Origin of the sequence: Streptomyces sp. Da 82-17, from assembly GCF_046098215.1 — a bacterium.
Lineage (GTDB): Bacteria > Actinomycetota > Actinomycetes > Streptomycetales > Streptomycetaceae > Streptomyces.
The window spans coordinates 17,490-42,163 of sequence record NZ_JBJURH010000036.1; the positions used below are offsets into that span (position 1 = coordinate 17,490).

General features: G+C 74.4%; 21 protein-coding genes. 9 read left to right on the forward strand and 12 right to left on the reverse strand.

Annotated elements, in window-relative coordinates; all coding sequences use genetic code 11:
- Window positions 1–196 precede the first annotated feature (196 nt).
- Window positions 197–1,567, forward strand: a complete 1,371-nt coding sequence (locus ACIDOF_RS36350; protein ID WP_409010532.1) for a glycoside hydrolase family 32 protein — start codon at window positions 197–199, stop codon at window positions 1,565–1,567.
- Window positions 1,568–1,642: 75 nt separating this feature from the next.
- Here ACIDOF_RS36350 and ACIDOF_RS36355 read toward each other — a convergent pair whose 3' ends face one another.
- The 7 genes from ACIDOF_RS36355 to ACIDOF_RS36385 form a co-directional block, all read right to left on the reverse strand.
- Window positions 1,643–2,200, reverse strand: a complete 558-nt coding sequence (locus ACIDOF_RS36355; RefSeq protein ID WP_409010533.1) for a dihydrofolate reductase family protein — start codon at window positions 2,198–2,200, stop codon at window positions 1,643–1,645.
- Window positions 2,201–2,338: 138 nt separating this feature from the next.
- The gene (locus tag ACIDOF_RS36360; RefSeq protein WP_409010534.1) at window positions 2,339–3,367 is read right to left on the reverse strand and encodes a LacI family DNA-binding transcriptional regulator; all 1,029 of its coding nucleotides are present in this window, start codon (window positions 3,365–3,367) and stop codon (window positions 2,339–2,341) included.
- 133 nt (window positions 3,368–3,500) lie between these two features.
- Window positions 3,501–4,079 (reverse strand): hypothetical protein, encoded by a 579-nt coding sequence (locus tag ACIDOF_RS36365; RefSeq protein WP_409010535.1) that lies wholly within the window; start codon window positions 4,077–4,079, stop codon window positions 3,501–3,503.
- A gap of 83 nt (window positions 4,080–4,162) precedes the next feature.
- On the reverse strand, window positions 4,163–5,254 hold the full coding sequence (locus ACIDOF_RS36370; protein WP_409010536.1) for a mechanosensitive ion channel family protein: 1,092 nt from the start codon (window positions 5,252–5,254) through the stop codon (window positions 4,163–4,165).
- Window positions 5,255–5,506: 252 nt separating this feature from the next.
- The gene (locus ACIDOF_RS36375) at window positions 5,507–7,570 is read right to left on the reverse strand and encodes a phosphocholine-specific phospholipase C (protein ID WP_409010537.1); all 2,064 of its coding nucleotides are present in this window, start codon (window positions 7,568–7,570) and stop codon (window positions 5,507–5,509) included.
- A 127-nt stretch (window positions 7,571–7,697) separates the two neighbouring features.
- Window positions 7,698–8,603: a hypothetical protein gene (locus ACIDOF_RS36380; protein WP_409010538.1), complete on the reverse strand. Its 906-nt coding sequence runs from the start codon at window positions 8,601–8,603 to the stop codon at window positions 7,698–7,700.
- Window positions 8,600–9,619, reverse strand: coding sequence for an SPFH domain-containing protein (locus tag ACIDOF_RS36385; protein WP_409010539.1), 1,020 nt, complete (start codon window positions 9,617–9,619; stop codon window positions 8,600–8,602). The genes ACIDOF_RS36380 and ACIDOF_RS36385 overlap by 4 nt, the downstream gene beginning before the upstream one ends.
- Window positions 9,620–10,107: 488 nt before the next feature.
- Here ACIDOF_RS36385 and ACIDOF_RS36390 point away from each other — a divergent pair, with 488 nt between their 5' ends.
- The 3 genes from ACIDOF_RS36390 (at window position 10,108) to ACIDOF_RS36400 (ending at window position 13,472) form a co-directional block, all read left to right on the forward strand.
- Window positions 10,108–10,890: a sulfite exporter TauE/SafE family protein gene (locus ACIDOF_RS36390; protein WP_409010540.1), complete on the forward strand. Its 783-nt coding sequence runs from the start codon at window positions 10,108–10,110 to the stop codon at window positions 10,888–10,890.
- 64 nt (window positions 10,891–10,954) lie between these two features.
- Window positions 10,955–11,431 carry a hypothetical protein gene (locus ACIDOF_RS36395; protein WP_409010541.1) on the forward strand — a complete coding sequence of 159 codons (477 nt, stop codon included), beginning with the start codon at window positions 10,955–10,957 and terminating at the stop codon, window positions 11,429–11,431.
- Between the two features lie 115 nt (window positions 11,432–11,546).
- Window positions 11,547–13,472: an ABC transporter ATP-binding protein gene (locus ACIDOF_RS36400; protein WP_409010553.1), complete on the forward strand. Its 1,926-nt coding sequence runs from the start codon at window positions 11,547–11,549 to the stop codon at window positions 13,470–13,472.
- A gap of 90 nt (window positions 13,473–13,562) precedes the next feature.
- Here the strand turns inward: ACIDOF_RS36400 and ACIDOF_RS36405 are convergent, their stop codons facing one another.
- Window positions 13,563–13,919, reverse strand: a complete 357-nt coding sequence (locus ACIDOF_RS36405; RefSeq protein ID WP_409010542.1) for a VOC family protein — start codon at window positions 13,917–13,919, stop codon at window positions 13,563–13,565.
- 683 nt (window positions 13,920–14,602) lie between these two features.
- Here ACIDOF_RS36405 and ACIDOF_RS36410 point away from each other — a divergent pair.
- Both ACIDOF_RS36410 and ACIDOF_RS36415 read left to right on the forward strand, forming a co-directional pair.
- On the forward strand, window positions 14,603–15,580 hold the full coding sequence (locus ACIDOF_RS36410) for an acetylxylan esterase (RefSeq protein ID WP_409010543.1): 978 nt from the start codon (window positions 14,603–14,605) through the stop codon (window positions 15,578–15,580).
- A 118-nt stretch (window positions 15,581–15,698) separates the two neighbouring features.
- Window positions 15,699–16,682, forward strand: coding sequence for a peptidoglycan DD-metalloendopeptidase family protein (locus ACIDOF_RS36415; protein ID WP_409010544.1), 984 nt, complete (start codon window positions 15,699–15,701; stop codon window positions 16,680–16,682).
- A gap of 18 nt (window positions 16,683–16,700) precedes the next feature.
- On the opposite strand, the gene ACIDOF_RS36420 is transcribed toward ACIDOF_RS36415, so the two are convergent.
- Window positions 16,701–17,711, reverse strand: coding sequence for a DMT family transporter (locus ACIDOF_RS36420; RefSeq protein ID WP_409010545.1), 1,011 nt, complete (start codon window positions 17,709–17,711; stop codon window positions 16,701–16,703).
- 210 nt (window positions 17,712–17,921) lie between these two features.
- Between ACIDOF_RS36420 and ACIDOF_RS36425 the strand changes: the two genes are divergently transcribed.
- Together ACIDOF_RS36425 and glgA are read left to right on the forward strand one after the other, a co-directional pair.
- The gene (locus tag ACIDOF_RS36425; protein ID WP_409010546.1) at window positions 17,922–18,659 is read left to right on the forward strand and encodes an IucA/IucC family C-terminal-domain containing protein; all 738 of its coding nucleotides are present in this window, start codon (window positions 17,922–17,924) and stop codon (window positions 18,657–18,659) included.
- Window positions 18,660–18,768: 109 nt separating this feature from the next.
- Window positions 18,769–19,944 carry a glycogen synthase gene (gene glgA, locus ACIDOF_RS36430; protein ID WP_409010547.1) on the forward strand — a complete coding sequence of 392 codons (1,176 nt, stop codon included), beginning with the start codon at window positions 18,769–18,771 and terminating at the stop codon, window positions 19,942–19,944.
- Window positions 19,945–20,005: 61 nt separating this feature from the next.
- Here glgA and ACIDOF_RS36435 read toward each other — a convergent pair whose 3' ends face one another.
- The 3 genes from ACIDOF_RS36435 to ACIDOF_RS36445 form a co-directional block, all read right to left on the reverse strand.
- Complete coding sequence (locus ACIDOF_RS36435) at window positions 20,006–20,347, reverse strand: SH3 domain-containing protein (protein WP_409010548.1); 342 nt, start codon at window positions 20,345–20,347, stop codon at window positions 20,006–20,008.
- A gap of 128 nt (window positions 20,348–20,475) precedes the next feature.
- Window positions 20,476–22,002, reverse strand: a complete 1,527-nt coding sequence (locus tag ACIDOF_RS36440; protein ID WP_409010549.1) for a serine/threonine-protein kinase — start codon at window positions 22,000–22,002, stop codon at window positions 20,476–20,478.
- Window positions 22,003–22,017: 15 nt separating this feature from the next.
- Window positions 22,018–22,851: a serine/threonine protein kinase gene (locus ACIDOF_RS36445; RefSeq protein ID WP_409010550.1), complete on the reverse strand. Its 834-nt coding sequence runs from the start codon at window positions 22,849–22,851 to the stop codon at window positions 22,018–22,020.
- Between the two features lie 311 nt (window positions 22,852–23,162).
- Here ACIDOF_RS36445 and ACIDOF_RS36450 point away from each other — a divergent pair, with 311 nt between their 5' ends.
- On the forward strand, window positions 23,163–24,485 hold the full coding sequence (locus ACIDOF_RS36450; RefSeq protein WP_409010551.1) for a wax ester/triacylglycerol synthase family O-acyltransferase: 1,323 nt from the start codon (window positions 23,163–23,165) through the stop codon (window positions 24,483–24,485).
- Window positions 24,486–24,674 lie beyond the last annotated feature (189 nt).

Here is a 24,674-nt window from a genome sequence, read left to right on the forward strand (position 1 = left end):
GGCACTGCGGTGTCCCGCGCAGCGCCCGCTCATGATGCCGGAATGTAGGAATCCGTTTCCCGTGGGCCCGATACGTGAGATACGTGCGGCTCGGACCCCCGCTCCTAGCACGTGCTAGGGCGGCACAACTATCACGTGTTAGGTTCCAAAAGGCAAGGGTTCGACGAGAGATCCACGACGAGGAAGCGACAGCGACATGGCCGACAGAAATCTCCCCCGTCACCACGTGCGGCCGGCCGCCGGGCAGTGGTGCAACGACCCCAACGGGCCGGTCTTCCACGCGGGCCGCTACCACCTGTTCTTCCAGCACAACCCCGGCGCCGCCGTCTGGGGCGACATCCACTGGGGCCACGCCTCCAGCCCGGACCTCGTGCACTGGACCGACCACGGCATCGCCCTCGCACCCACCCCCGGCGGCCGGGACGCGCTCGGCGCCTGGTCCGGCTGCGCGGTCGTCGACGACGGCGTGCCCACCGCCGTCTACACCGGCATGGACCGCCACGACGGCATCGGCTCCGTCATGCTCGCCCGCGCCACCGACGACTCCCTCACCGAGCTCAAGGCCGAACCCGAGCCGGTCGTCCCCGGACCCCCGCAGGGCCTCGACCTCAACGCCTTCCGCGACCCCTTCCTCTTCACCCACGAGGGCCGCCGCTGGGCGGTCGTCGGCGCCGGGCACCGGGCCGACGGCCGCGCCGACGTCCTCCTCTACCGGGTCGACTCGCTCACCGACTGGACGTACGCGGGCTCCCTGATCGACGGCTCCGACCCCGTCGCCGCCCGCGTCGCCGCGCCCGCGACCGCCTGGGAGTGCCCGGCGCTGGTGCCGGCGGGGGACGGGCGCTGGGTGCTGATGCTGTCCCTGTGGATCGACGACATCACGTACTCCACCGCGTACCTCGTCGGTGAACTGCGCGCCCACGGCGAGGGGTTGAGGTTCGTGGCCGGCGGCGGCGGCATGCTCGACCAGGGCCGGGACTTCTACGCGGCCACCGCCCTCGTCGAGGACGAGCGCACCCTCGTCTGGGGCTGGAGCTGGGAGTCCCGCACCGAGGACGAGTCGGTCGCCGCCGGCTGGGCGGGCTGCCTGACCTGCCCGCGCGAGCTCGGCGTGCACCCGGACGGCACCCTCCGCCTCGCCCCCGCCCGCGAGCTGACCGCACTGCGCGGCCGCCCCTTCACGGTGGGCGACGCCCTGCCCGCGGCGTACGAGGTGGAGCTGGACGTCGACGTCACACAGCCCGGCACCGAGGTCGTCCTCGGACTCGGACCGGCCCTGTCGCTGCGCGTCACCCCGACCCGCGGCACCCTCGTCCTGGACCGCAGTGCGGCCCCGGCGGCCTCGACGCACCCGCAGCCGCGCACCCCGCAGCTGGTCGCGACGGTCCCGCCGGGCCCGGCCGCCCGGCTGCGCGTGCTGGTCGACGGTCCGCTGATCGAGGCGTTCCTCGACGAGCGGGCGATGGTCACGGAGAAGGTGTACCCGGCCCCCGAGGGCCCGCTGACCGTCGAGGTCACCACGGGCGCGGCGGAGGTCGCCGTGCGCGCCTGGGAGGCGGCCGAGTGAGCGGGACGCGTCCCGGCGGGTGAGTCAGCGGCCCGTCCTGGCGGGCGGGTCGGCGGGGCGTCCCGGCGGGTGAAGTCAGCGGGGTCGGCGGTAGCGCAGCTCCACGACCCCGTTGCCGTGCTCGGCGGCGGAGACCAGGTCGAGCCGGTACGAGGCGGGGAAGCCGTCGAAGAGTCGGGTGCCCTCGCCCGCGACGTACGGGTGCAGATCGAAGCGGAACTCGTCGATCAGGTCGAGCCGGATGAGCGAGCGCCAGAAGCCGACGCCGCCCCAGACCACGATGTGGCCGTCCCCGCGCAGCCGCAGGCGGTCGACCTCTTCCCTGGTGTCACCCGCGGCGATGTCGGTGCCAGGCCAGTCGGCGGTGCGCAGGGTGCGGGAGAAGACGACCTTGCGGCCTGCGTCGAGGATGCCGGAGAACGGGTGGTCGGCCTGCGGCAGTGCCTCCGCCATCGCCTCGTACGTGGCCCGGCCCATGATGTGCGCGTACGCGCTCTCGTACAGCTCGACCTTCTGGCGCAGGGCGGCCGGGTCGGCGGGGAGGGCGAAGCAGTAGCGCCAGTAGTCGGTGCCCTCCTCGGCGAGCAGGCCGTCGAGGGAGTACATGAACACCCACGCAATCAGCTTCCGCATGCCCGGACCCGGACCCGACCTCGATGTGCTTCCCTGACGTCTTCATTGTCGCGGGCGGGGGAGGGCGGCGCATCGTGGCCGGTCAGGGGGCGGGCGGGGCCGAGGGGGCGCGGGTGGGGCTGCCGGGCCCGGGCGGTCTCAGGCCTTCGGCGGGCGGACCGAATCGCGGGTGATCAACGGGCACTTGAGGCGGACGGCCGCCGTGCGGTCCACCGGAGTGTCCGCGTCCGCCGCGTCGAGGAGCATCCGGACCGCCGTCGCGCCCATCTCCAGGTGCGGCAGGGCGACCGTGGTCAGGGCCGGGACCAGGCGGTCGGCCATCTGGTCCTGGTCGTCGTACCCCACCACCGACAGCTCGCCCGGCACGTCGATGCCGAGGCGGGCCGCCGCGAGCAGCGCGCCCGCGGCCACCCGGTCGTTGGCGCACACGAGGCCCGTCGGCCGCTCGGCCCGGTCGAGGACGCGGAGCGCCGCCGCGTACCCCTCGTCGATCTGCCAGCCCGCGCGCAGCACCCACTCCTCGCGTGCGGTGATGCCCGCCGCGCGCAGCCCGTCGCGGAAGCCGCGGGTCCGGTCGGACGCCGCGATGTTGTCCGTCTCGCCGCCGAGCAGCGCGATGTCCCGGTGGCCCGCGTCGATCAGCGCGTCCACGGCGGCCCGGCCCCCGGCCCGCTCGTGCGCGACCACCGAGGCGTACGAACCGGGCTCCTGCGGAAGGCAGTTGGCGAGCACGGCGCGTTCCGGGTCGATGCCCTGCGGCACGGCCGTGCGGCGCATCGACATCGCCGCGTACACGACTCCGTCGACCCGGCGGGCGCGCAGTTCGGCGACGGCCTCGGCCTCGGCGGCCGGGTCGAGGCGGGACTCCAGGAGCAGCACCTGGTGGCCGCGCTCCCTGGCCGCCTCCATCGCGCCGAGCACCATGCGGCCCGCGAACGGGCTGGTCGCGATCTCGTCGCTGAGCAGCCCGAGCACGGCGCTGCGGCGCTTGCGCAGGGACCGAGCCACCTCGTCGGGCCGGTACCCGAGCTCCCTGGCCGCCTTCTTGATCCGCGCCTGTGTCTCCGCGGAGAGGTTGCCCTCGGCCCGCCCGCTGAACACGAACGACACGGCGGCCCGCGACACCTGGGCCAACGCGGCGACGTCGCGGGCGGTGGGGCGATTCACTGCGAACTCCTCGGGGCTGCGGGGTTGCGGGGCTGCCGGGCGGGCGGGACGCGGGGCGCGGGCCGGGCACGCACCCGTACGGCCCCGCTGCGGACAGTATCCCTCCCGGATCAGCCCTCGCGGAGCGCGGCCCTCACTCCTCGAAGTGCGCGTCGAGCACCTCGTCCAGCTCGTCCGACCAGCGCTTCAGGGTCGCCTTGTCCGGGGCCTGGACCTCGGCCGGGTAGGCGCGGCCCTGGAGGGTGTGGGCCGTGACCGTCAGACGGCGGCCGAAGCGGGACGTGGCGTGCTCGACGGCGCCGAGCTCGTCCCAGTCGAACTCGCATTCCTGGTCGTCGAGTCGGAAGCGGAGGCCGGTGCCGTCGACGGTGATGGAGCCGCGGTGGTCGAGGGCTTCGAAGGCGGGGCCGTCCGCCTTCATCCCGCCGCCCTCGGCGTCCTCGGCGTCCGCGTCCTCGGCGTCCTCGGTGTCCTCGTCCGGAGCGTCCGCCGTGTCCTCGGCGTCCGCCGCCTCCGGCTCCGTGTCCGGCCCGTCGGCCGTGGTCTGTTCCTCGTCCCGCTCGGGCTCGGGTGCGGACGCCGGATCGACGGGGGCGTCGGCGTCCTCGGTCGCCACGGGCTTCGACGGGGTGATGCCGGGGATGAAGCCCGGGTCCGTCGACGCGGCGTGCACGTGCAGGGGAGCGGCGTTCTCGTCCATGCGCTTTTCCACGGTGCGCAGTATGGCCGATGGACCTGTGCCCTTGACCACCCCCACCCGGCACGGATCCCCACCCGGCGCCGAATCCGCGGCCGTCAGGGCACCGGCGTGCCCGATGCCCGCTGGTGCGGGATCGCCGAGGCGTCGAGCGGGGCGCCGCCCTCCTGCTGGAGCGCGACGGTACGCGTGGGCGCGGGGACGCGGATGCCCTCGGCGCGGTAGCGGCGGTGCAGGCGCTTGATGAACTCGTGCTTGATCCGGTACTGGTCGCTGAACTCGCCCACGCCCAGGATCACCGTGAACCCGATCCGGGAGTCGCCGAACGTGTGGAAACGGACGGCCGGTTCGTGCTCCGGGTCGGCGCCCTCCACCTCGGCCATCACCTCGGCGACGACCTCGACGGTGACCTTCTCGACATGCTCCAGGTCGCTGTCGTAGCCGACGCCGACCTGGACGAGGATGGTCAACTCCTGTTCCGGGCGGGTGAAGTTGGTCATGTTGGTGCCGGACAGCTGGGCGTTGGGGATGATCACGAGGTTGTTGGAGAGGTTCCGCACCACCGTGTTGCGCCAGTTGATGTCGACGACATAGCCCTCCTCGCCGCTGCTCAGCCGGATGTAGTCGCCGGGCTGCACGGTCTTCGAGGCGAGGATGTGCACGCCCGCGAACAGGTTGGCGAGCGTGTCCTGCAGGGCGAGCGCGACGGCCAGACCGCCCACGCCGAGCGCGGTGATCAGCGGCGCGATGGAGACGCCGAGGGTTTCGAGGACGACGAGGAGGCCGATGGCGAGCACCACGACCCGGGTGATGTTCACGAAGATCGTGGCCGAACCCGCCGCGTCCGTACGGGACTTCGTCATCGACTGCACCGCGCCCGTGACGACCCGGGCGACGATCAGCGTGGCGACGAGGATGAGCAGCGCGGTCAGCGACTGGTTCACGACCGTGCGGACCGACCGCGTCAGCGGCAGCGCGCTCGCCCCGACCGCCGCCCCGGCCATCGCCGCCGCCCACGGCGCGAGGGTGCGCAGGGCGGCCACGAGCACGTCGTCGCCGCGCCAGCGGGTGCGCACCGCGTGCCGCCCCAGCCAGCGGAGCAGCAGCCGCAGCAGCAGTCCGGCGGCGATGCCCGCGGCGAGCGCGATCGCGGCGAGGAGCGCGTCGTGCGCGGTGAGGTCCCGGCTCATCGGGTGCCTCCCGTGCGTTCCACGGGGCTCACGTGCTTGCTCAAGTGGTCACCTGCTCGTCTCTCGGCTGCTCGTACCGCCTCTCCGGTGCTGCGGAGTCGTACGGATGTGCCGGAAACGTGTGCATCAGGTGCCGGACGTACGGACGACTCGGGGAGGCAAGGCGTCATCCTGCCGTATCCGTGCGGGAGTTGAGACGCGGGGGCCGGGGCCCGGTGCGGTGACCGGACCCCGGCCCCCGGGGAAGGTGTCTCAGGCCGTCCGGATCGCCGGGTCGCTCACGCCCGGCTCGCCCGTCTCGACGTGCCCGGCGAAGCGGCGCAGGAACGACGGCTCGGCCGCGGACGTGACGCTCACGTCGTACCAGCGCTTGCCCGCGTCGAGCCGGACCGTGTGCTTCACCGTGCCGCCCGCGGGCACCGTGAACTCCTCGCCGGGACCGCCGTACGCGTCCGTCAGCGTGAGCCGGGCCTCGGTCGTGCCCGCGTTGGTGAGGGTCAGGGCGAGGGTGCCGTCGGCGACGTGGCGGGCGGTCACCTCGGGTCCCGCGGTCGTGCCGGGGCCCCGGAACGTGCGCAGGAACCCGTTCGGGCCGTGCACGGTCAGGTCGTGGACGCCGTCCGAGTACTGCGCGTTCCAGGTGTCCGCGATCGCCTTGCCGGCCTCGGTGGTGTACGTCCAGGGGCCGTCGTCGCGGTTGCCGGAGCGGACGTGGAACGTGCCGCCCGCCCGCTCGCCCGCGGTGAACGTCAGCGTGTACCGGCCGGAGGACGGGGTGGCCGAGCCGTCCGCGTACGGGGCGTACGGCAGCGGGCGGGTGGGGCGCGATCCGGCTTCCTGGGGCGGGAGTTGGGGGCGCGCCGGGGGCTTCGGGACGTAGCTGTCGTGCCGTTCGTTGTCCGGCGGGCGGTAGCCGTCGGTGCCGGGCAGGTCGGCGGGGTCGGTGTCCTTGAGGCCGAAGTCGAAGGCCGAGGTCAGGTCGCCGCAGATCGCCTTGCGCCAGGGCGAGATGTTCGGCTCGGCCACCCCGAAGCGGCGCTCCATGAACCGCAGGATCGAGGTGTGGTCGAAGGTCTCGGAGCAGACGTAACCGCCCGTCGACCAGGGCGAGACGACCAGCATCGGCACCCGCTGCCCGAGGCCGTACGGACCGGCGCCGTAACTGCCGTCGCCGGGGAAGGAGTCGAGGCTCGTGTCGACCGTCGACAGGCCCTGGTCGGCGGAGGCCGGCGGGTACGGCGGCACCACGTGGTCGAAGTACCCGTCGTTCTCGTCGTACGTGATGAACAGGGCCGTGCGCGCCCACACCTCGGGGTTGGAGGTGAGCGCGTCCAGCACCTGCGAGATGTACCAAGCGCCGTAGTTCGCGGGCCAGTTGGGGTGCTCCGTGAACGCCTCGGGCGCGGCGATCCAGGAGATCTTCGGCAGCTTCCCGGCCTTGACGTCGGCCCGCAGCTGGTCGAAGAGGCCGTCGCCCGCCTTGGCGTTCGTGCCGGTGCGGGCCTTGTCGTACCAGGGGTCGCCGGGCTTGGCGTTGCGGTACTTGTTGAAGTAGAGCAGTGAGTTGTCGCCGTAGTTGCCGCGGTAGGCGTCCTCGATCCAGCCCCAGTGGCCGGCCGCGTCCAGGCCGTCGCCGACGTCCTGGTAGACCTTCCAGGAGACCCCGGCCGCCTCCAGGCGCTCCGGGTACGTGGTCCAGTCGTACCCCAGCTCCTGGTTGCCGAGCACCGGGCCGCCGCCCTTGCCGTCGTTCCCGGTGTGGCCGGAGAACATGTAGTAGCGGTTGGGGTCGGTGGCCCCGATGAACGAGCAGTGGTAGGCGTCGCAGACGGTGAACGCGTCGGCGAGCGCGTAGTGGAACGGGATGTCCTGACGCGTCAGATACGCCATCGTGCCCGCCGACTTGGCCGGTATCCACTGGTCGTAACGCCCGTTGTTCCAGGCCTTGTGGCCGCCCGCCCAGTCGTGGTCGAGGCCCGCGATGAACTGCATCCCGAGGTCCTCCGCGTCCGGGTGGTACGGGAGCACCTCCTTGCCGCCGTCCGGCTGGTGGAACACCGACTTGCCGCTCGGCAGCGTCACGGGGCGCGGGTCGCCGAAGCCGCGCACGCCCTTGAGCGCGCCGAAGTAGTGGTCGAAGGACCGGTTCTCCTGCATCAGGACCACGATGTGCTCGACGTCCTCGACGGTGCCGGTGCGGCGGGCCGCGGGGATCGCGGCGGCCCGCGCGATGCTGCCGGTCAGCGCGGCGGCGCCCGCGGTGGCGCCCGCGATCTGCAGGAAACGGCGGCGGTTGAGTTCGGGCGGTGGGGTCATGAGTGGGGGACCTCTGCCGGAGTCGGGGAACTTGTACGGACAAGTCAAGTGGAGTGCCCGCAGAGGGTCCAGGTCAAGAGGACGGGCGATGACGGTTATGTGACCAGTACGAGTCCGGTGCCGGAGTTCAGCCGGCGAGGTGCAGCGCCCGGTCGGCGATCCCCACACGCACCGTCTGTCCCCACGTCAGGTCGAGCGCGTCCCCCTCCATGCCGTCCCCGAAGGCCACGAGCCGCTCCGACTCGACGGTGAGCCGCAGCGCCTCACCCGGCCCGAGCAGCCCCTCGACCCGCGCCGTACCGGTCGCCGGGGACGGCCACGCCTCGCGCACGAACCACGCCAACTGCCGCTCCGTGGGCGCCGGCAGGTCGAGTCCGCCGCCGCGCTGCAGCCACAGCGACCGCAACCAGCCGGAGGCGCCGGTGCCGGTGCCGACGAGCACGCCGGACGAGGCCTGCGGCTCTCCGGGCTCCTCTCCGGACTCCTCGCCGGGCGCCAGGCGGTAGCGGGCGGTCTGGTGGCCGGGCGGGCCGAGGTAGATCTCGTTGAGCGCGAGCAGCCGCTGGGTGTCGTCGGCGACCGCCGCGACCATCGTCAGCGCCTCGCCCGCCGCCCGCCCGGCGGCCGCGGCGGGCAGCAACGTCCGTGCGTCGGCGGCCCGGTGGCGCACCAGCACCCCCGGGTTGCGCCCCGGGTCGGCGTCGATGCCGACGACCGGCTGGCCGTCCAGGTACTTCGCCGCGTTGGCCACCAGGCCGTCCTGGCCGACGACCACCACGACGTCCTCGGGGCCGAACAGGAACCGGTCCAGGTCGGCCCGCTCGACCCGTGCCTGCCGCCAGGTCGCCGGGACCGCGGCGGCCACGTCGGCGAGCGCGCGCAGCGTCCGGTGGTGCCGCTCGGCGACCTCGGCGATGTCCCGCCCGCGCGAGCCGAGGAAGTACGCGGCCTGCCCGTGCGTGCCGTGCCGGGCGAGCAACTCCTCGTACTCGGTGGTGCGGTGGACCAGGACCGCGCGCGGGGCGAGGCTCATCGCCCGTCCCTCGCGCCCGGGGCGCCGTGGCCGAGCCGTTCCAGGAGGCCGGTCAGGACGTCCGGCGAGATGGTGAGGCTGTCGATGCGCGGCAGATTGTCCGCCAGGCGGCCCGCGTTGAGTGCGGTGAGCGTGGCCGCGTCGACCTCGGCGTGCGCCCGCAGCCACGCGGTCTGCGCCGCCGCCTTCGCCTCGCCGACGGTGCGGGCGGAGCTGGCCTCGGCCTCGGCGAGGCGCACCTTGCGGGCGGCCTCGGCGGTGGCCCGTACCTCGTCGGCGGCGGCGTTCTCCTCGGCCTCGCGGCGCGCGTTCGTACCGCGCTGCTCCACCAACTGCTCCTCCCTGCGGGCGAGTTCGATGCGGCTCGCCAACTCGTTCTCGGCGATGGCCCGTTCGCGCTCCACGGCCACGGCCCGCCGCTCGTACGTGGCGCGGTCCGCCTCCTGCTGGATCTCCTCCCGCGCCGGGGTGCGCAGCGCCCGCTCCACCTCGGCCTCGGGCCGGATCGCGACGACCCGCACCGCGACCAGCTCGATCCCGGTGGCCGGCAGCCGCGGCTCCCGCCCGAGGCCCGCGGTGATCCGCTCCCGTACCGCGTTCACGCCGTCGACGAGCGCGGCCGACAGGGCGGTACGGGCGAGCACGTCCAGGGCGTGCTGCTGCGCGGTCTCGGTGAGCAGTGTCGCCAGCTGTTCGAGGGGCGCGCCGCGCCACAGCCCGGTGTCGGGGTCCACGGAGAAGTCGAGCCGCCCGGCGGCCGCGGCCGGGTCGCTGATCCGGTACGTGACGGTGGCCTGCACGGTGACGTCCTGGAAGTCGGCGGTGCGCGCATGGAAGGCCATCTCCAACTCCCGGTCGTTCACGGGCACTTCGGAGAGCGCCGCGCTGAGCGAGCGGTACCAGAAGCTGAGCCCGGTCCCGTCGTGCACGAGCTTGCCGCCGCGGTGGTGGCGGATGTGCGCGGTCGGCGCGGAACGCAGGTGGCGCCAGCCGAGGCGGCGCGTGATGTCGGCCATGGGTCCCCTCCGGGTTCGGTGTCGGGCGCGTTGTGGTCGCCCGAACTATTAGTCACTACGACCATAAAGATGGAGAGAGTTTTCGTCAAGGTGACTAAATAGGAGGGAGGGGAGGGATGGGGAGGGAGGTGCGGGGGAGTCCGCTCGCCGTGGCGGCCGCCGCGCTGATGCCGTTCGCGCGGCGGCCGTCACGGGCGCCCGGTTCCGGCAGGCCGCCGCCGGTCGGGCGCGAGGGCCCTCCCCGCAGACGGAGGGGAGCGGAGAGAGCCTCGGGGGAACGCTTCGACCGGCTGACTCACCGACTAGCCAGCCGGCCCGGCACGTTCCGTGCGCCCCCATCGTGCCCGGCCCGCACGCCGGTCGCCGCCCCTCGGCCCGTCCTCCGTATACCGAAATCCGGCGACCCGTACGGGATCCGTATACCGAGGCGCCCGGGAAGCGGACGGGCGCGAAGGGGAGAGATGGATGCGCATACCATCGGTCTCCCTATGGACACCCTCACCCTGTGGGAGCTGGCGGCTCTCGCCTTCGCCTCCGCGCTCGTCGGCTTCTCCAAGACCGCCGTGAGCGGCGCCAACACGGTCAGCCTCGCCGTCTTCGCGGCCGTGCTCCCCGCCCGTGAGTCGACCGGTGTGCTGCTGCCGATCCTGATCGCCGGCGACGTCCTCGCCGTCCTCACCTACCGCAGGCACGCCCACTGGCCCACGCTGTGGCGGCTGTTCCCGGCCGTGGCCCTCGGCGTGCTCGTCGGCGTGGTCTTCATGATGTGGGCGGACGACGCGGCCGTACGCACGTCGATCGGGGCGATCCTGCTGCTCATGGCGACCGTCACGATCCTGCGCCGCCGCGCGGCGGACAAGGCCGGGGCGGGGGAGGGCGCCGGGGCCGAGGAGGGGGCGGCGGTCGCCTCGCGCGGCGGGCGGATCAAGGCCCGCTCGTACGGGGTGCTCGGCGGCTTCACGACGATGGTCGCCAACGCGGGCGGCCCGGTCATGTCCCTCTACCTGCTCTCCGCGGGCTTCCGGAAGCTCGGGTTCCTGGGGACGTCGGCCTGGTTCTTCCTCATCGTCAACAGCTTCAAGGTGCCGTTCAGCGTGGGCCTCGGCCTGATCGACGCCCGCTCGCTGCTGCTCGACGCCGCGATGGTCCTGTTCGTCGTGCCCGGCGCGTATCTCGGCAAGGTGTGCGTGGACCGCATCGACCAGCGGGTCTTCGAACGGCTCGTGATCGGCGCGACGATCCTCGGCGGGCTGCAGCTGCTGCTGCGTTGAGGGTTCCGCAGCACCCTCCGGGTACGGGGACGGAGCCCGCGCGGCAGCGGCTACGATCCAGGCCATGAGCGCACCTGATCAAGAGCGGGACGAACGGCCGGCGACCGAGCGGAAGCAGGTCCCCGCTGGTGAGAGCGGCGAAGGCGGCGAGCGGGGCGGGGCCGTCGAGCTCGCCGAGGGCGCGGAGAGCGGCGCCGACGACGCGGGTGCCGAGCTCGCCGAGGATGCGGAGAGCGGCGCCGACGACGACTACGCCGAGGACGGCTTCGACGAGGAACCCCGTACCGGTCTCGCCCCCTTCCAGGCGCGCCGCCTCCGGATAGCCGCCGCGGCCGTGCTGATGGTCGTCGCCGCGGTCGTGCTCGCCGTGCGCCTCGCCAGCCGCTCGTCCGTCCTGGTCGTCGGCGTGTACGGACTGCTGCTCATCCTCTGCGGCATCGTCATCGAGCTCAGCCGCCGCGGCCGCACCCGCCTCGGCAGCTGGATCCTCGGCACCGGCCTGATCGCCGCCCTCCTCGCGGACTGGCGGCTGCTGCCCTGAGAGCGACCGCCCCTCAACTCCTGCGCGGAGCCCGCGTATTGACCCGATCCGACGACTTCGGCAGTCCGGCCTTGACCTGAACATTGCTTGAGGTTCTACCGTCCTCAGCATGAGCATGGAAACCACAGCCTGGACCCAGCTGCACAGCGTCATGACGGCGCAGCAGGAACGCCGACCCTTCGCCCGCGCCACGCTGCGCCGGATCGGCGCGTTCGCCCGCCCGCACCGGCGCCGGATCGTGCAGTTCGTGCTGCTGAGCGTGGTGACCGCGCTGCTCGCCGTGGCCACGCCGATGCTCGCGGGCGCCGTCGTCGACGCGATCGTCGGCGGCAAGGACCCCGGACTCGTCGTACGGCTCGCCGTCCTCATCGCCGTCATCGCGCTCGCCGAGGCCGGCCTCGGACTGCTCAACCGCTGGCTCTCCGCGAGCCTCGGCGAGGATCTGATCCTCGGCCTGCGGACCGCGGTCTTCGACCATGTGCAGCGCATGCCCGTCGCGTTCTTCACCCGCACCCGCACCGGCGCCCTCGTCAGCCGCCTCAACAACGACGTCATCGGCGCGCAGCGGGCCTTCTCCAACACGCTGTCCGGGGTGGTCTCCAACCTCGCCACCCTGGTGCTCACCCTCGTCGTGATGCTCAGCCTGTCCTGGCAGATCACGCTGCTCGCGCTCGTCCTGCTGCCGGTGTTCGTCGTGCCCGCGCGCCGCATGGGCAGCCGGATGGCCCGGCTGCAGCGGGAGGCCGCCGCGCACAACGCCGCCATGGGCACCCGCATGACCGAGCGGTTCTCGGCGCCCGGCGCGACCCTCGTCAAGCTCTTCGGGCGGCCCGGCGACGAGTCCGCCGAGTTCGCCGCCCGCGCCGGCCGGGTCCGGGACATCGGCGTCCGCACCGCCATGGCGCAGTCCGCGTTCATCACCGCCCTCACCCTCGTCTCGGCCCTCGCGCTCGCCCTGGTCTACGGGCTCGGCGGCTGGTTCGCCCTCAACGGCAGCCTCGAAGCCGGTTCCGTCGTCGCCCTCGCGCTGCTCCTGACGCGGCTCTACGCGCCGCTCACCGCGCTCGCCGGGGCGCGTGTCGAGGTGATGAGCGCCCTCGTCAGCTTCGAGCGGGTCTTCGAGGTGCTCGACCTGAAGCCGCTGATCGAGGAGAAGCCGGACGCCCGCCCGGTGCCCGAGGGCCCGGTCGCCGTCGAGTTCGAGGACGTCCGCTTCGGCTACCCGGCCGCCGACAAGGTCTCCCTCGCCTCCCTCGAGGAGGTCGCCGCCCTCGACACCCGGGGCGGCGAGGAGGTCCTGCGCGGCGTCTCCTTCCGCGCCGAGCCCGGCCAGACCGTCGCCCTGGTCGGCTCGTCGGGCGCGGGCAAGTCGACCATCGCCCAGCTGGTGCCCCGCCTGTACGACGCCGACTCCGGGGTCGTCCGCCTCGGCGGCGTCGACGTACGGGAGTTGAGCGCCGCGTCCGTGCGCGAGACCCTCGGCATGGTCACCCAGGACGGGCACCTCTTCCACGAGTCGGTCCGCGCCAACCTGCAGCTCGCCCGGCCCGACGCGAGCGAGGACGAGCTGTGGGACGCGCTGCGCCGGGCCCGCCTCGACGGGCTCGTCGCCTCGCTCCCCGACGGCCTCGACACCGTCGTCGGCGAGCGCGGCTACCGGCTCTCCGGTGGCGAGCGTCAGCGGCTCACCATCGCCCGGCTGCTGCTCGCCCGCCAGCGCGTGGTGATCCTCGACGAGGCCACCGCCCACCTCGACAACACCTCCGAGGCCGCCGTGCAGGAGGCCCTCACGGAGGCGCTCGCCGACCGCACCGCCGTCGTCATCGCGCACCGCCTGTCCACGGTCCGCGCCGCCGACCTGATCCTGGTGGTCGAGGCCGGCCGCATCGTCGAACGCGGCCGGCACGAGGAGCTGCTCGCGGCGGACGGCCGGTACGCGGAGCTGTACCGCACCCAGTTCGCGAGCCAGTCCGAGGAGCAGCGGGACACGGTCGCCGAGGGCACCGGGACCGCCGCGCCGACCCCCGCTCCGGCAGCCTGACGGAAAGCCCGGGGGCCGGGCCGGGCGGGGCAGAACCGGAGGCCGGGCGGGGCGACCCGCAGCGTCAGGCGGGGCGGCCCGCAGGCCGGGTCAGGCGGGGCGGCCCGGGAGCGGGGCCCCGCCGAAGCCGACCTCGTTGCCGTCCGGGTCGCGGTAGGTCGCCTTGCGCACCCCGTTCTCGTACGTCTCGCGCAGTACGGGTTCGAGGCCGCGCTCGGCGATCGCCGCGACGCGTTCGTCGAAGTCGCTGACGAACAGGGTGTGGAAGGCGTGGCCCGCGCGTTCGGGCAGCAGCTCGATGTAGACGGAGCGGTTCTCGGCGAGTTCCCAGACAGCCTCGACGTCGTTCGGGAAGAAGGTGGCGGGCGCGCCGAAGAGGCGCTCGTACCAGGCCAGGGCCGCCTCGTAGTCGGTCACGGGGATTCCGGCGAACAGGGCGAGTTCCATGTCGTCATCGTAGGGAGCCCGCCCCGCCTCGTCTCCCCGAGCGCGGGCCCGCACCCGGACCCGGGGCTCCTGGCCTCCGCGCCCCCGTCGGCTCCCCGGTCACCGCGCGTGCCGCTCCTGTTGCGGGGCGGGCAGGGCGCGCCCAGGGTGGCTGGCGTGCACCCGCATGCGTGGACGCGCCGTACGCGGGCACTCCTGGACTAGGAGGAGTTCCCCATGACCCACCCAGCCCCCGACCCGGTACCTCCCGGTCCGACCCCGGGCCCCGAGCCCGTGCCCCCGGGCCCGACCCCCGGACCCGCGCCCGAGCCCGGCCGACCCGAACCGGGCCCCGCGCCCGGCCCCGGCCCCGAGCCAGGACCCGCGCCGGGCCCCGGACCCGGCCCCGACCGACCGGACCCCGGGCCGTTCCCGTCGCCCGTGCCCGACCCGCAGCCCAAGCCGGCCCCCGAGCCGCGGCCCTCCCCGATCCCGAAGCCCCCGGGACCCGACCCGGTCCCGGAACCGGAACCGGGCGAGCCGATGCACTAGCGATGCACTAGCGAAGCTCGACCGACGCGAGAGCGACGCGAGTGCGGCGCCCGAGCGTCCCTGTCCCACGCCCTCTGGCTCCCCGGCCCGTAATCGGAAATGCTGCCGTCGGCGCACGACCTACCGACGACGAGTCAGAGGAGCTGCCGCTCATGGCGTTGTTCGACCTGCCGCTCGACCAGCTGCGCACCTACCGCCCCGAGCACCGGGCGCCCGAGGACTTCGACGCGTTCTGGCAGAAGACCCTCGCCGAGGCGCGCGAGCACGACCTGGCGGCACGGTTCGAGCCGGTCGACGTGCCGCTCACCGGGGTCCGCGTCCTCGACGTCACGTTCGCGGGCCACGGCGGCCACCCCGTGAAGGGCTGGCTGGTCCTGCCCGCCGACGCGGAGGGGCCGCTGCCGGCGGTCGTCGAGTACATCGGGTACGGCGGCGGGCGCGGCCTGCCGCACATGCATCTGCTGTGGGCCGCCGCCGGGTTCGCGCACTTCGTGATGGACACCCGCGGCCAGGGAAGCGGCGGCTGGGCGCAGGGCGACACCCCCGACCCGGTGGGCAGCGCCCCGTCGTACGCCGGGTTCATGACGCGAGGCGTCGAGGACCCGCACGACTACTACTACCGGCGGGTGTTCACCGACGCCGTGCGGGCCGTCGAGGCCGCGCGCTCGCATCCGCTCGTGGACGCCGCCCGCGTCGCCGTCGGCGGCGGCAGCCAGGGCGGCGGCATCTCCCTCGCCGTGGCCGGGCTCGTCCCCGACCTCGCGGCGGTCATGCCCGACGTGCCGTTCCTCTGCGACTTCCCGCGCGCCGCGACCCTCACCGACCATCCGCCGTACAAGGAGATCGGCCTCTACCTCAAGTCCCGCAGGATCGGCGCCGACACGGTCTTCCGCACGCTCTCCTACTTCGACGCCGTGCACTTCGCGGCCCGCGCCCAGGCCCCCGCCCTGTTCTCCGTCGCCCTCCAGGACCTGACCTGCCCGCCGTCGACGGTGTTCGGCGCGTTCAACGCGTACGCGGCCGAGGACAAGCGGATCGAGGTGTACGAGTTCAACGAGCACGAGGGCGGCGGACCTTATCAGCAGGCGACCCAACTGCGCTGGCTCCCGCGGTACTTGACGGCCTCCTGAGCCGACCTCTTGTCAGGCGCCGCGGCGGGCCCCTACGTTGGCGGCGCTCGACACATCCGGGGGAACACGGGGAAGACGGACAAGTCCCCCACGGGAAAGCGGCTTGAGGGGAACTCTCATGGGCTTACGCGGCCGGCACCGCCGGTACAAGGCGAGCAGGATCAACCGTGCCTCGCTCACCGTCACGGCAGGCGGGGCCACAGTGGCGCTCCCGCTCGTCGGCGGCGGTCCCGCGCAGGCGGCCGAGCCGGGCGCCCTGGCCGAGCCGGCCGCGCTCGACCCGGCGGCCCTGCAACTCCGGCCCGCCGCAGCCGACTTCGCGGCCCGGACGGCCGTACGCCCCGAGACCACCCCGCAGTCCAGGGCGGGCAAGGCCGAGCTCTACACCGTCGTACGCGGTGACAGCCTCTCGGCGATCGCTGACGCGGAGGACGTCGAGGGCGGCTGGAAGGGCCTGTACGCGGCGAACCGCAAGCTCGTCGGCGCCGACCCGGACCTGATCGTGCCGGGCCAGCGGCTCCGGCTGCACGGCGGCGGCACGACGGTCGAGCGCACCACGGAACGGGCCGAGGAGAACCGGGCGTCCCGCGAGCACTCGAAGCCGAAGCAGACGTCCGAGCCGAAGCAGACGTCGAAGCCGAAGCAGGCATCGAAGCCGAAGCCCGCCTCCGAGCAGCAGGCGTCCGCGTCGCGAAGCGGCGGGCTCAGCGCGCCCGTCGCCGCGAGCCCCAGCACCCCGTACCGCGCGTCCGGCGGTTCCTGGGCGAGCGGCTATCACACGGGCGTCGACTTCGCCGTGCCCACCGGCACCTCGGTCCGGGCCGTCGCCGGGGGCCGGGTCGTCTCGGCGGGCTGGGGCGGTGCGTACGGCTACGAGGTGGTGATCCGGCACGCCGACGGCCGGTACAGCCAGTACGCGCACCTCTCCGCGCTCAGCGTGCGGGCCGGGCAGGACGTCGGCGCGGGGCAGCGCATCGCCCGCTCCGGCTCGACCGGCAACTCCACGGGACCGCACCTGCACTTCGAGATCCGCACCGGTCCCGGCTACGGCTCGGACGTGGACCCGCTGGCGTATCTGCGGGCGGGCGGGGTCAGGCTCTGAGGATCCGGGGGCGGGCCCTCAGGAGGTGACCCGGTGCCCGAAGCGTCCGTCGTTCGGGCTCGGCGGCTGGTCCGGGATGTCGTCGAGCCGGCGCAGCTCGTCCGCGTCCAGGTCGCCCAGACCGTCGAGCGCCGCCGGGTCGTCGGGGACGACGGGGAGGCCCGGTCCGGCGGTCACCGTACGGTCCGGGCCAGGCGTGGCCGTACGGCCGATGCGTTCCGTCGTCAGCATCACCAGGCCGCCCGCCGCGACGACGCCGAACAGCAGCGCGCCGACCGCGCCGAACGTGCCGTACCGGAAGGATTCGCCGAACAGGGTCAGGCCGACCGCCGCGGCGACCACCGGGTTCACGACCGTGACGACCGCGAGCGGGGCGGCGAGGCCCGCGCCCCGGTACGCGGCCTGCGAGAGCAGCAGGCCGCCGGTCGCGAGGACGGCGATCACCAGGAGGCTCGCGACGCCGGACAGGCCCGCGCCCGAGGTGATGTCGACGGCGACGGTCTTCGTGAACACGGAGGCGATGCCGAACGCGATGCCCGAGGCCGTCGCGAGCAGCACGCTGCGCAGCACCGGGATCCGGGCCGCCGCCCGCGCCGCGGCGAGGAGCGCCGCGACCGCCGTGAACGTCACGAGCGCCACCCACGCCCGCTCGGGCCTGCCGAGGGAGTCCGACCCGGCGTCGCCCGCGAGCGCGAGCAGTCCCGCGAGGCCGACGGTCGCCAGGACCGCGCCGCGCCAGGCGGTCGGCCCGGCCCCGCGGCCGACGAACAGCGCCGCCATCGGCAGGGCGAACACGATGGTCAGCGCGCCGAGCGGCTGCACCAGACTGAGCGGACCGAACGCCAGCGCCGCCACGTGCAGCAGCGCGCCCAGACCGTTGAGACCCACGGCGACCCACCAGCCGGGCCGGCGCACCGGCGCATACGCATGGGAGTCGGTGACCGCGACGCGCTCCTGCACGATCGCCCCGCCCGCGTAGGCGACGGCGGAGACCAGGGACAGCAGCACTGCCAGTACGAGGGCGCTCATCGGCGCCTCCTTGCCATGCGTGTGCCCTGCGGCTCGTGCGGAGAACGGTCGCCTTCCATAACGTCCACGATGACGCGCACATTCCGCTTGGTCGTCGTCCCTGAGCAGGCATTCCCCCGTACTGCCGATGGAGTAGACCGCCCGCCGCGTCCAACCGGGGGTGGTGACCCTTGGCCAGAGCCTCGGGCGGGCTCCCGTCATCATGGACGCGTGGATCTTCGACTGCTCGCCTCCGTCGGCGGCTTCTTCGCGCTGCGCACGGGGAGCGCGGGACGACCCGACGGCGCGGTCCCGCTGTCCCGGGCGTACGAGGCGCACCCCGCGCCCTCCCACCCTGTCTCCCACCCCGACCCGCTCGGCTTCCGTGTCGACAAGGTGACCTCCCGGCTCGGGGCGCCCGAGGTGCGCGTCGGGGCGTCCGTGGCCCAACTCGGGCTCGCCGCGCGCCTCTGGTCCGTGGGCCTGGGCGCCGCCGCGCTGCACGGCCGCACCCTCGACCTCGCCCCGGACCGCCTCCGCTGGGACCCGGACGGCACGAGCCCGGACGACCTGTGGCTCGACGACGTACGCACCCTGCCGCCGGACGCGACGACGCTTGCCGCGAGTGTCCTGGACGCGCACCTCGTGCCGCTCGCCGCCGCGCTGCGCCGCCGGCACCGGGTCGCCGAGCCGCTGCTGTGGGGCAACGCGGGCTCCGCCCTCGCCGGCGCCGTCCGCGAACTGCACGGCTGGGCCCGGCGCGCGGGCCGCCCGGACGTCGCCGCCCGCGCACTCGACCTCGGCGCCGCCCTGTTCCGCCGCCCGGAACTCGCCGGCACGGGCAGCCTCGACCTCGGCTCCGGCGCCCCGCGCTTCCGGCGCCGCAGCTGCTGCCTGTTCTACCGCTGCCCCGGCGGCGGCCTCTGCGGCGACTGCTGCTTCGAGCGCCCGCCGGGAACGCCCGGCTGAACCCGAAGCCGTACGGGTATATGCCGGAGGAGTGTGCGGGACGGGCTCGGGCGGAGGGGGCCGTCGAGGCCGAGCGGAGGGGCCGTCCAGGCCGAGCGGAGGGGGACCGTTGAAGGTCGGACTGGTGAGCCGCGAGTACCCGCCGCACGTGTACGGCGGAGCCGGCGTGCACGTCGAGTTCCTCGCCCGCGAACTCCGCCGCCGCCCCGACGTGGACGACGTCGAAGTGCACTGCTGGGGCGAGGGCCCGCCCGCCGACGGCGTGGTCCGCCACCAGTCCTGCGCCGGGCTCGGCACCGCCAACGACGCGCTCCGCGCCTTCTCCGCCGACCTCTCCATGACCGCCGCCCTCCAGGGCCGCGACCTGGTCCACTCGCACACCTGGTACGCCAACCTCGCCGGGCACTTCGCCAAGCTCCTGCACGGCGTGCCGCACGTCGTCACCGCGCACTCCCTGGAGCCGCTGCGCCCCTGGAAGGCCGAGCAGCTGGGCGGCGGCTACGCCCTGTCCCGCTGGGCCGAGCGCACCGCCGTCGAGTCGGCCGACGCAGTGGTCGCCGTGTCCCGCGCCATGCGCGCCGACCTGCTCGCCTGCCACCCGGACCTCGACCCGGCGCGCGTCCACGTCGTCCACAACGGCGTCGACGCCGCCCTCTTCCGCCCCGACCCCGCCCGCGACGCCCTGCACCGGCACGGCATCGCCCCGGACCGCCCGTACGTCCTGTTCGTCGGCCGCCTCAGCCGGCAGAAGGGGCTCCCCCATCTGCTGCGTGCCGCGCGGGAGTTGGGGCCGGGCGTGCAGGTGGTGCTGTGCGCGGGCGCGCCGGACACACCGGAGCTCGACCGTGAAGTCCGGTCACTGACCAGGGAGTTGCGGCGCGGCGGGGTGGACGTGTGCACGACCGGGCAGCTGATCCCGCGCCGCGATCTGATCCAACTCCTCACGCACGCCGCCGTGTTCGTCTGCCCGTCCGTCTACGAGCCGTTCGGGCTCGTCAACCTGGAGGCCATGGCCTGCGGCACCCCCGTGGTCGCCTCCGCCGTCGGCGGCATCCCCGAGGTCGTCGACGACGGCCGCACCGGACTGCTCGTCCCGTACGACCCGCTGCGGCCCGACGCGTACGAGGCGCGGCTCGGCGCGGCGCTGCGGCGGCTGCTGCGCGAGCCGGACACCGCGGCCCGCATGGGCGCGGCCGGGCGGGCCCGCGCGCTCGCCGAGTTCGGCTGGGACACGGCGGCCCGCCGCACGGTCGAGGTGTACGCGTCGCTGCTGCGGCCCACGTGACGGCACGGGCCGGGCCCGCACCCTTGGTCAGGAGGTGCGGGCCCGGCCTGCGGACGAGCCGTCAGCAGCCGTCGAGGTACGCGGTGTGGATCCAGACGCCGGTGTGCCCGCCCCACAGGTTGCCGTGCACCCAGTTGCCCTGCGAGCCGAGCGCGTCCATCTTCTGGCCCCGGTTCACCTTGCCGAGCACCGGGTACTCCGGGCCGGGCCCGCCACGGAAGTTGACGCCGTTGTCGTTGACGGTGCAGACGACCGCCTTGGCCTGCTGCGCGGCCGCGGGCGCGGCCTTCGCGGCGGCCGGAGCGGACGCCTGCGCGGCCCCGGTGGTGGCGGCCACGGCCCCGACGGTGGCGGCGGTGACGGCGAACCCGGCCAGAGCCTTCTTGACTGCGGTGATGCGCATGGGAGTTGTTCCTTCCCCGTGATGGTCTTCCCCGTTGCGGCGAGCGCGCTCGCCCTTACGTGTTCCAGCATCGGCGGGGGCGGGGCCCGGCGGTACCTGACGCCTGTCAGGGTGCCCGGCGCGGGCCCTCAACCCGCGTATTCCGCCAGGTACTTCCGCACCCGCTCGGTGTGCGCCCTGGTCCGCTCGGGCACCCCGCGCTCGGCGCGCACGACCTTGCCGCTGGTGCGGTAGGCGGCGGCGAGCAGGGACGGCAGGTCGTCGGTGAGGCCGTGCTCGCGGAAGGAGTGGGCGAGGTAGCAGAGGTACGAGCCCATCGTCGCGATCGCGTCCGGCGGGTTCATGTGGTCCGTCCTGCCGTCCCCGTCGCCGTCCTTCGCCCAGTCGCGGAACACCTCGGGCGTCCACATGGCAACGCCCTGCTCCACCACCGCGATGCCGTCCTTGCCGTGCCGTACCCGCTGGGCGTGCACGTCGAAGCCGCTCTCGGCCCGCAGGATCGCCGCGATCAGGGCGGGCGTGACGGCCTCGTCGGCGCAGCGCATCGACGCGTTCGTGATGTGCGGCCGCAGCGCGCGCGGCACATCGGCGCGGGCGGAGATCCCCTGGGCCGACACCGGCGGCAGTCCGTGGCTCCCGCCGCCCGGCGGCGCGTCGCGGCCCGTCAGGAGCAGCACCCCGGAACCCGTGCCCGCCGCGAGCAGCGTCGCCGCGGCCGCGAGCAGCACCGCCGGTCGACGGCTCCGCCGCCGCACCGGCCGCCCGCGCCCCGCCAACTCCCGTACCCGGCCCGCCAGTTGCTCACTGTCCAACCGTGCCCTGTGGTCCGCGCGCAGACAGTCCGCGATCAGCTCGTGCCAGCCCGGCGGCACCGACGCGTCGAGCCGCAGCGGGGCCCCGCCGCGCGCGTACGACTGCGCCGCGAGCGCCCGCGCCCGTGCCGTGGCGCCGGGGAACGGGTGCAGGCCGCCGGTCAGCACCTGGTGCGCCACCACCCCGAACGCCCACACGTCCGCCGCGGCCCGCACCTTCGTGCCCCGCGCCCCCGTCCGCTCCGACCACCACTCCGGCGGCACATGGTCGAGCGTGCCGAGCGGCGGTACGTACGCGTGCGTGCCCTCCAGCTCGGCGGTCAGGCCGAAGTCGGCGAGCCACACCGCGCCGCCCTCCGCGAGGAGCACGTTGGCCGGCTTCAGGTCGCCGTGCACCCAGCCCCGCCCGTGCAGATGCGCCAGGCCGTCCGCCACGCCCGTGAGGACGCGCTCCGCGAGCGGCAGCGGCCGGCCGGGCGCCTCGGCGAGCAGTTCCTGGAGGTTGTGCTCGGCCCGGTCCATCACCAGTGCCGTCAGCCCGTCGAGTTCCGGCCGTTGCGAGTCCCGCACGGTGTGCGCCGCGTGCGTGCGCACCAGGTGCCGGTGGTCGGCCTCCAGGCTGAACTCGACCTCGCGGGCGACGCGTTCGGCCATGTCGCCGCGCTGGCCCGGCGTCAGCAGATCGGTCCGCAGGAACTTCACCGCGGCGCGCGTACCGTCCTCGGTGTGCTCGGCCGCGTACACGCTGCCCCAACTGCCCGAGCCGATCGGCCCGTCGACCCGCCACGGCCCGATCCGGTACCCGACCGGCACGTCGACCGGGGGAGAGCTGCCGAGTCCCATGCCGGTCCCACCCCCCTAGCCGCCGTGCGCCGTGCCGCCGCACGTCCGGCCGCCCTGGGCGGGGACCGTCGAGCGGCGCTTCGGCAGCAGCGGCAGGTGCTCCTCGCGCACCAGGTCGAACCGGAGCGCGAACGCCACCAACTCCTCGCGCTTCCCGCCGAGTTGGCCGGGGCCCGGCACGGAGTCGTCCTCGCGGAGGCGGAGCTTGACCGACGTCAGGTAGTCGATGTGGTAGTTGACCGCCGAACGCGTCAGCTCCGCGCAGCCGTCGAGCCCGCGCAGCCGCTCCACGACGTCCCCGACCCCCGGGACCGCCGCGCTCGACGCCTGCCGCAGCCGGGGCTCGCACAGGGCGAGCAGCACCAGGAAGTACTTCGACGTCGGGTCGAGCGCGAACGGGCTCGTCGTCGGCTCCCCTGTGCCCGGCGCCGCCGCCCCGCCCGCCACCGTGCCGTCCAGATAGGCGTGTTCGGGCGCGAACACCTTGAACGACGCCTCCCCGTCCGTGCCCGGCAGCAGCACCCGGGAGAACTCGAACGGCACCGGCGCCCCGACCCGCCCCGGCGCGACCTTCACATGCTCGCCGGCGCCCTCCAGGTTCTCCACGACGTACGTCGACGTACGGCTGAAGTTGGAGAGCCGCCAGTAGTCCTCCGCGGCCACGATCTGGCCCGCTCTGCGGGACACCGCCGGGTCGTCGAGCGCCACCGGCACCGGCACGTCCGGGGCGCCGCGCCCGAAGTCCGCGGTGTCGCCGGGACCGAGGCGGAGCAGCCGGGGCCGCGCCGGACGACCGCCGCCGGGGCCCGCCGACGGCTCCTCGGGCAGCTGCACGACGACCGTGTCCATCCCGTTCCTCCCCCTGATCGAGGCGCGCGCCGATCGAGGCACGCGCCGAGTCTAGGGCTCAAGAGAGGTCAAACAGCCGCGAAAGCTCTGCAAGGGTGCGGATCCGGCCGAGTCGGCGACGGCCCGCCGAGCCGCCTTGCATCCGCGCCCGGCCCTCCCACCGGATGCCGCCATGTGGCTGCTGAGGTTGTTGGGAGGAACGGGGCAAGCCTTAATGTGCTCGTAACGCTACGTGTTCTGAACGTGCTTGACCGTAGTCGTCGCAGCGCGTTTGACTCGTGCCCTCCCCGCCGCCGACGCGAGAGCAAGCCATGACCCCTGACGTGCTCGCCCCTCTCGACCTGGCCTTCTGGAACATCGAGTCCGACCGGCAGCCCATGCACCTCGGCGCCCTCGGCGTCTTCGCCGCCGACAGCCCCGAGGCCGCCCGCCGTGCCGCCGAGCTCCTCGCCGCCCGCTCCGTCGCCGTGCCCGGACTGCGGATGCGCATCCGCGACGCGCTGCTGCCCTTCGGCGGCGCCGTGCGCGCCCCGGACGCCGACTTCGACCCCGCCCGCCACGTCCATCTCGCCTGCGTCGCCCGGGACTTCCACGCCGCGGCCGGCGAGCTGATGGAGCGGCCCCTCGACCGGTCCCGGCCGCCGTGGGAGGTGCACGTACTGCCCGGCGAGGACGGCGCCTCGTTCGCCGTCCTGTTCAAGTTCCACCACGCCCTCGCCGACGGACTGCGCGCGCTCACCCTCGCCGCGGGCGTCATGGACCCGCTGCCCGAGCCGCCGCCCCGCCGCAAGCGCCCCGAACCCGCCCCCGCCGTGCGCCGCCCCACCCTGGCGAGCTCCCTCGGCCTGGTCCGCCGCCGCGTCGGCGCCGTCGGCCAGGCCCTCGACATCGGCGCGTCCGTCGCCCGCGCCACCCTCGGCTACCTCGACCCGGCCCCCGCCCTCACCGCGGACGCCACCGGTACGCGCCGCACCGCCGGCGTCGTCGTCGACATCGACGACGTGCACCGCATCCGCAAGCACACCGGCGGCACCGTCAACGACGTCCTGATCGCGGCGGTCGCGGGCGCCCTGCGCCGCTGGCTCACCGAGCGCGGCGAGAGCGGCGACGGCGTCCGCCCCCGCGCCCTCATCCCCGTCTCCCGGCGCCGCCCCCGCGACGCCCACCCGGGCGGCAACCGGCTCTCCGGCTACCTGATCCGCCTCCCTGTCGACGAGCCCGACCCGCTGCAGCGGCTGCGCACGGTCCGTACCGCCATGGACCGCAACAAGGAAGCCGGCCCGAACCGCGGCGCGGGCGCCGTCGCCCTGCTCGCCGACCACGTGCCGCCGCTCGGCCACCGGCTCGGCGGACCCGTCGTCGCCCAGGCCGCCCGGCTGCTCTTCGACATCCTCGTCACCAGCGTCCCGCTGCCCGGCATCGGCCTGCGCCTCGGCGGCTGCCCGCTCACCGCCGTCTACCCCTTCGCCCCCCTCGCCCAGGGCCAGTCCCTCGCCGTGGCCGTCTCCACGTACCGCGGCAACGTCCACTACGGGCTGATCGCCGACGCGGAAGCCGTCCCCGACCTGGACCGCCTGGCGGCCGCGCTGCGCGCCGAGATCGACGAGCTCGGGGAGGCGGCGGAGCGGTCCTGACCGCGGAAGGGCCGGGGCGGCAGGCCTGGGCCGCGGCCGGTGGGGTCTGGTGTCCGGGCGGACGGCGGGACTTCACGGGCACGGGCCAGGGCGTGTCCTTCCTTCGGACCGGGCTGGATCCGGTCGGCGTGACCTGCCGGTCGAGTTGAGTGGGGCGGCGGGGCCCTGCCGGTTCAGTGGGGGCGCCCC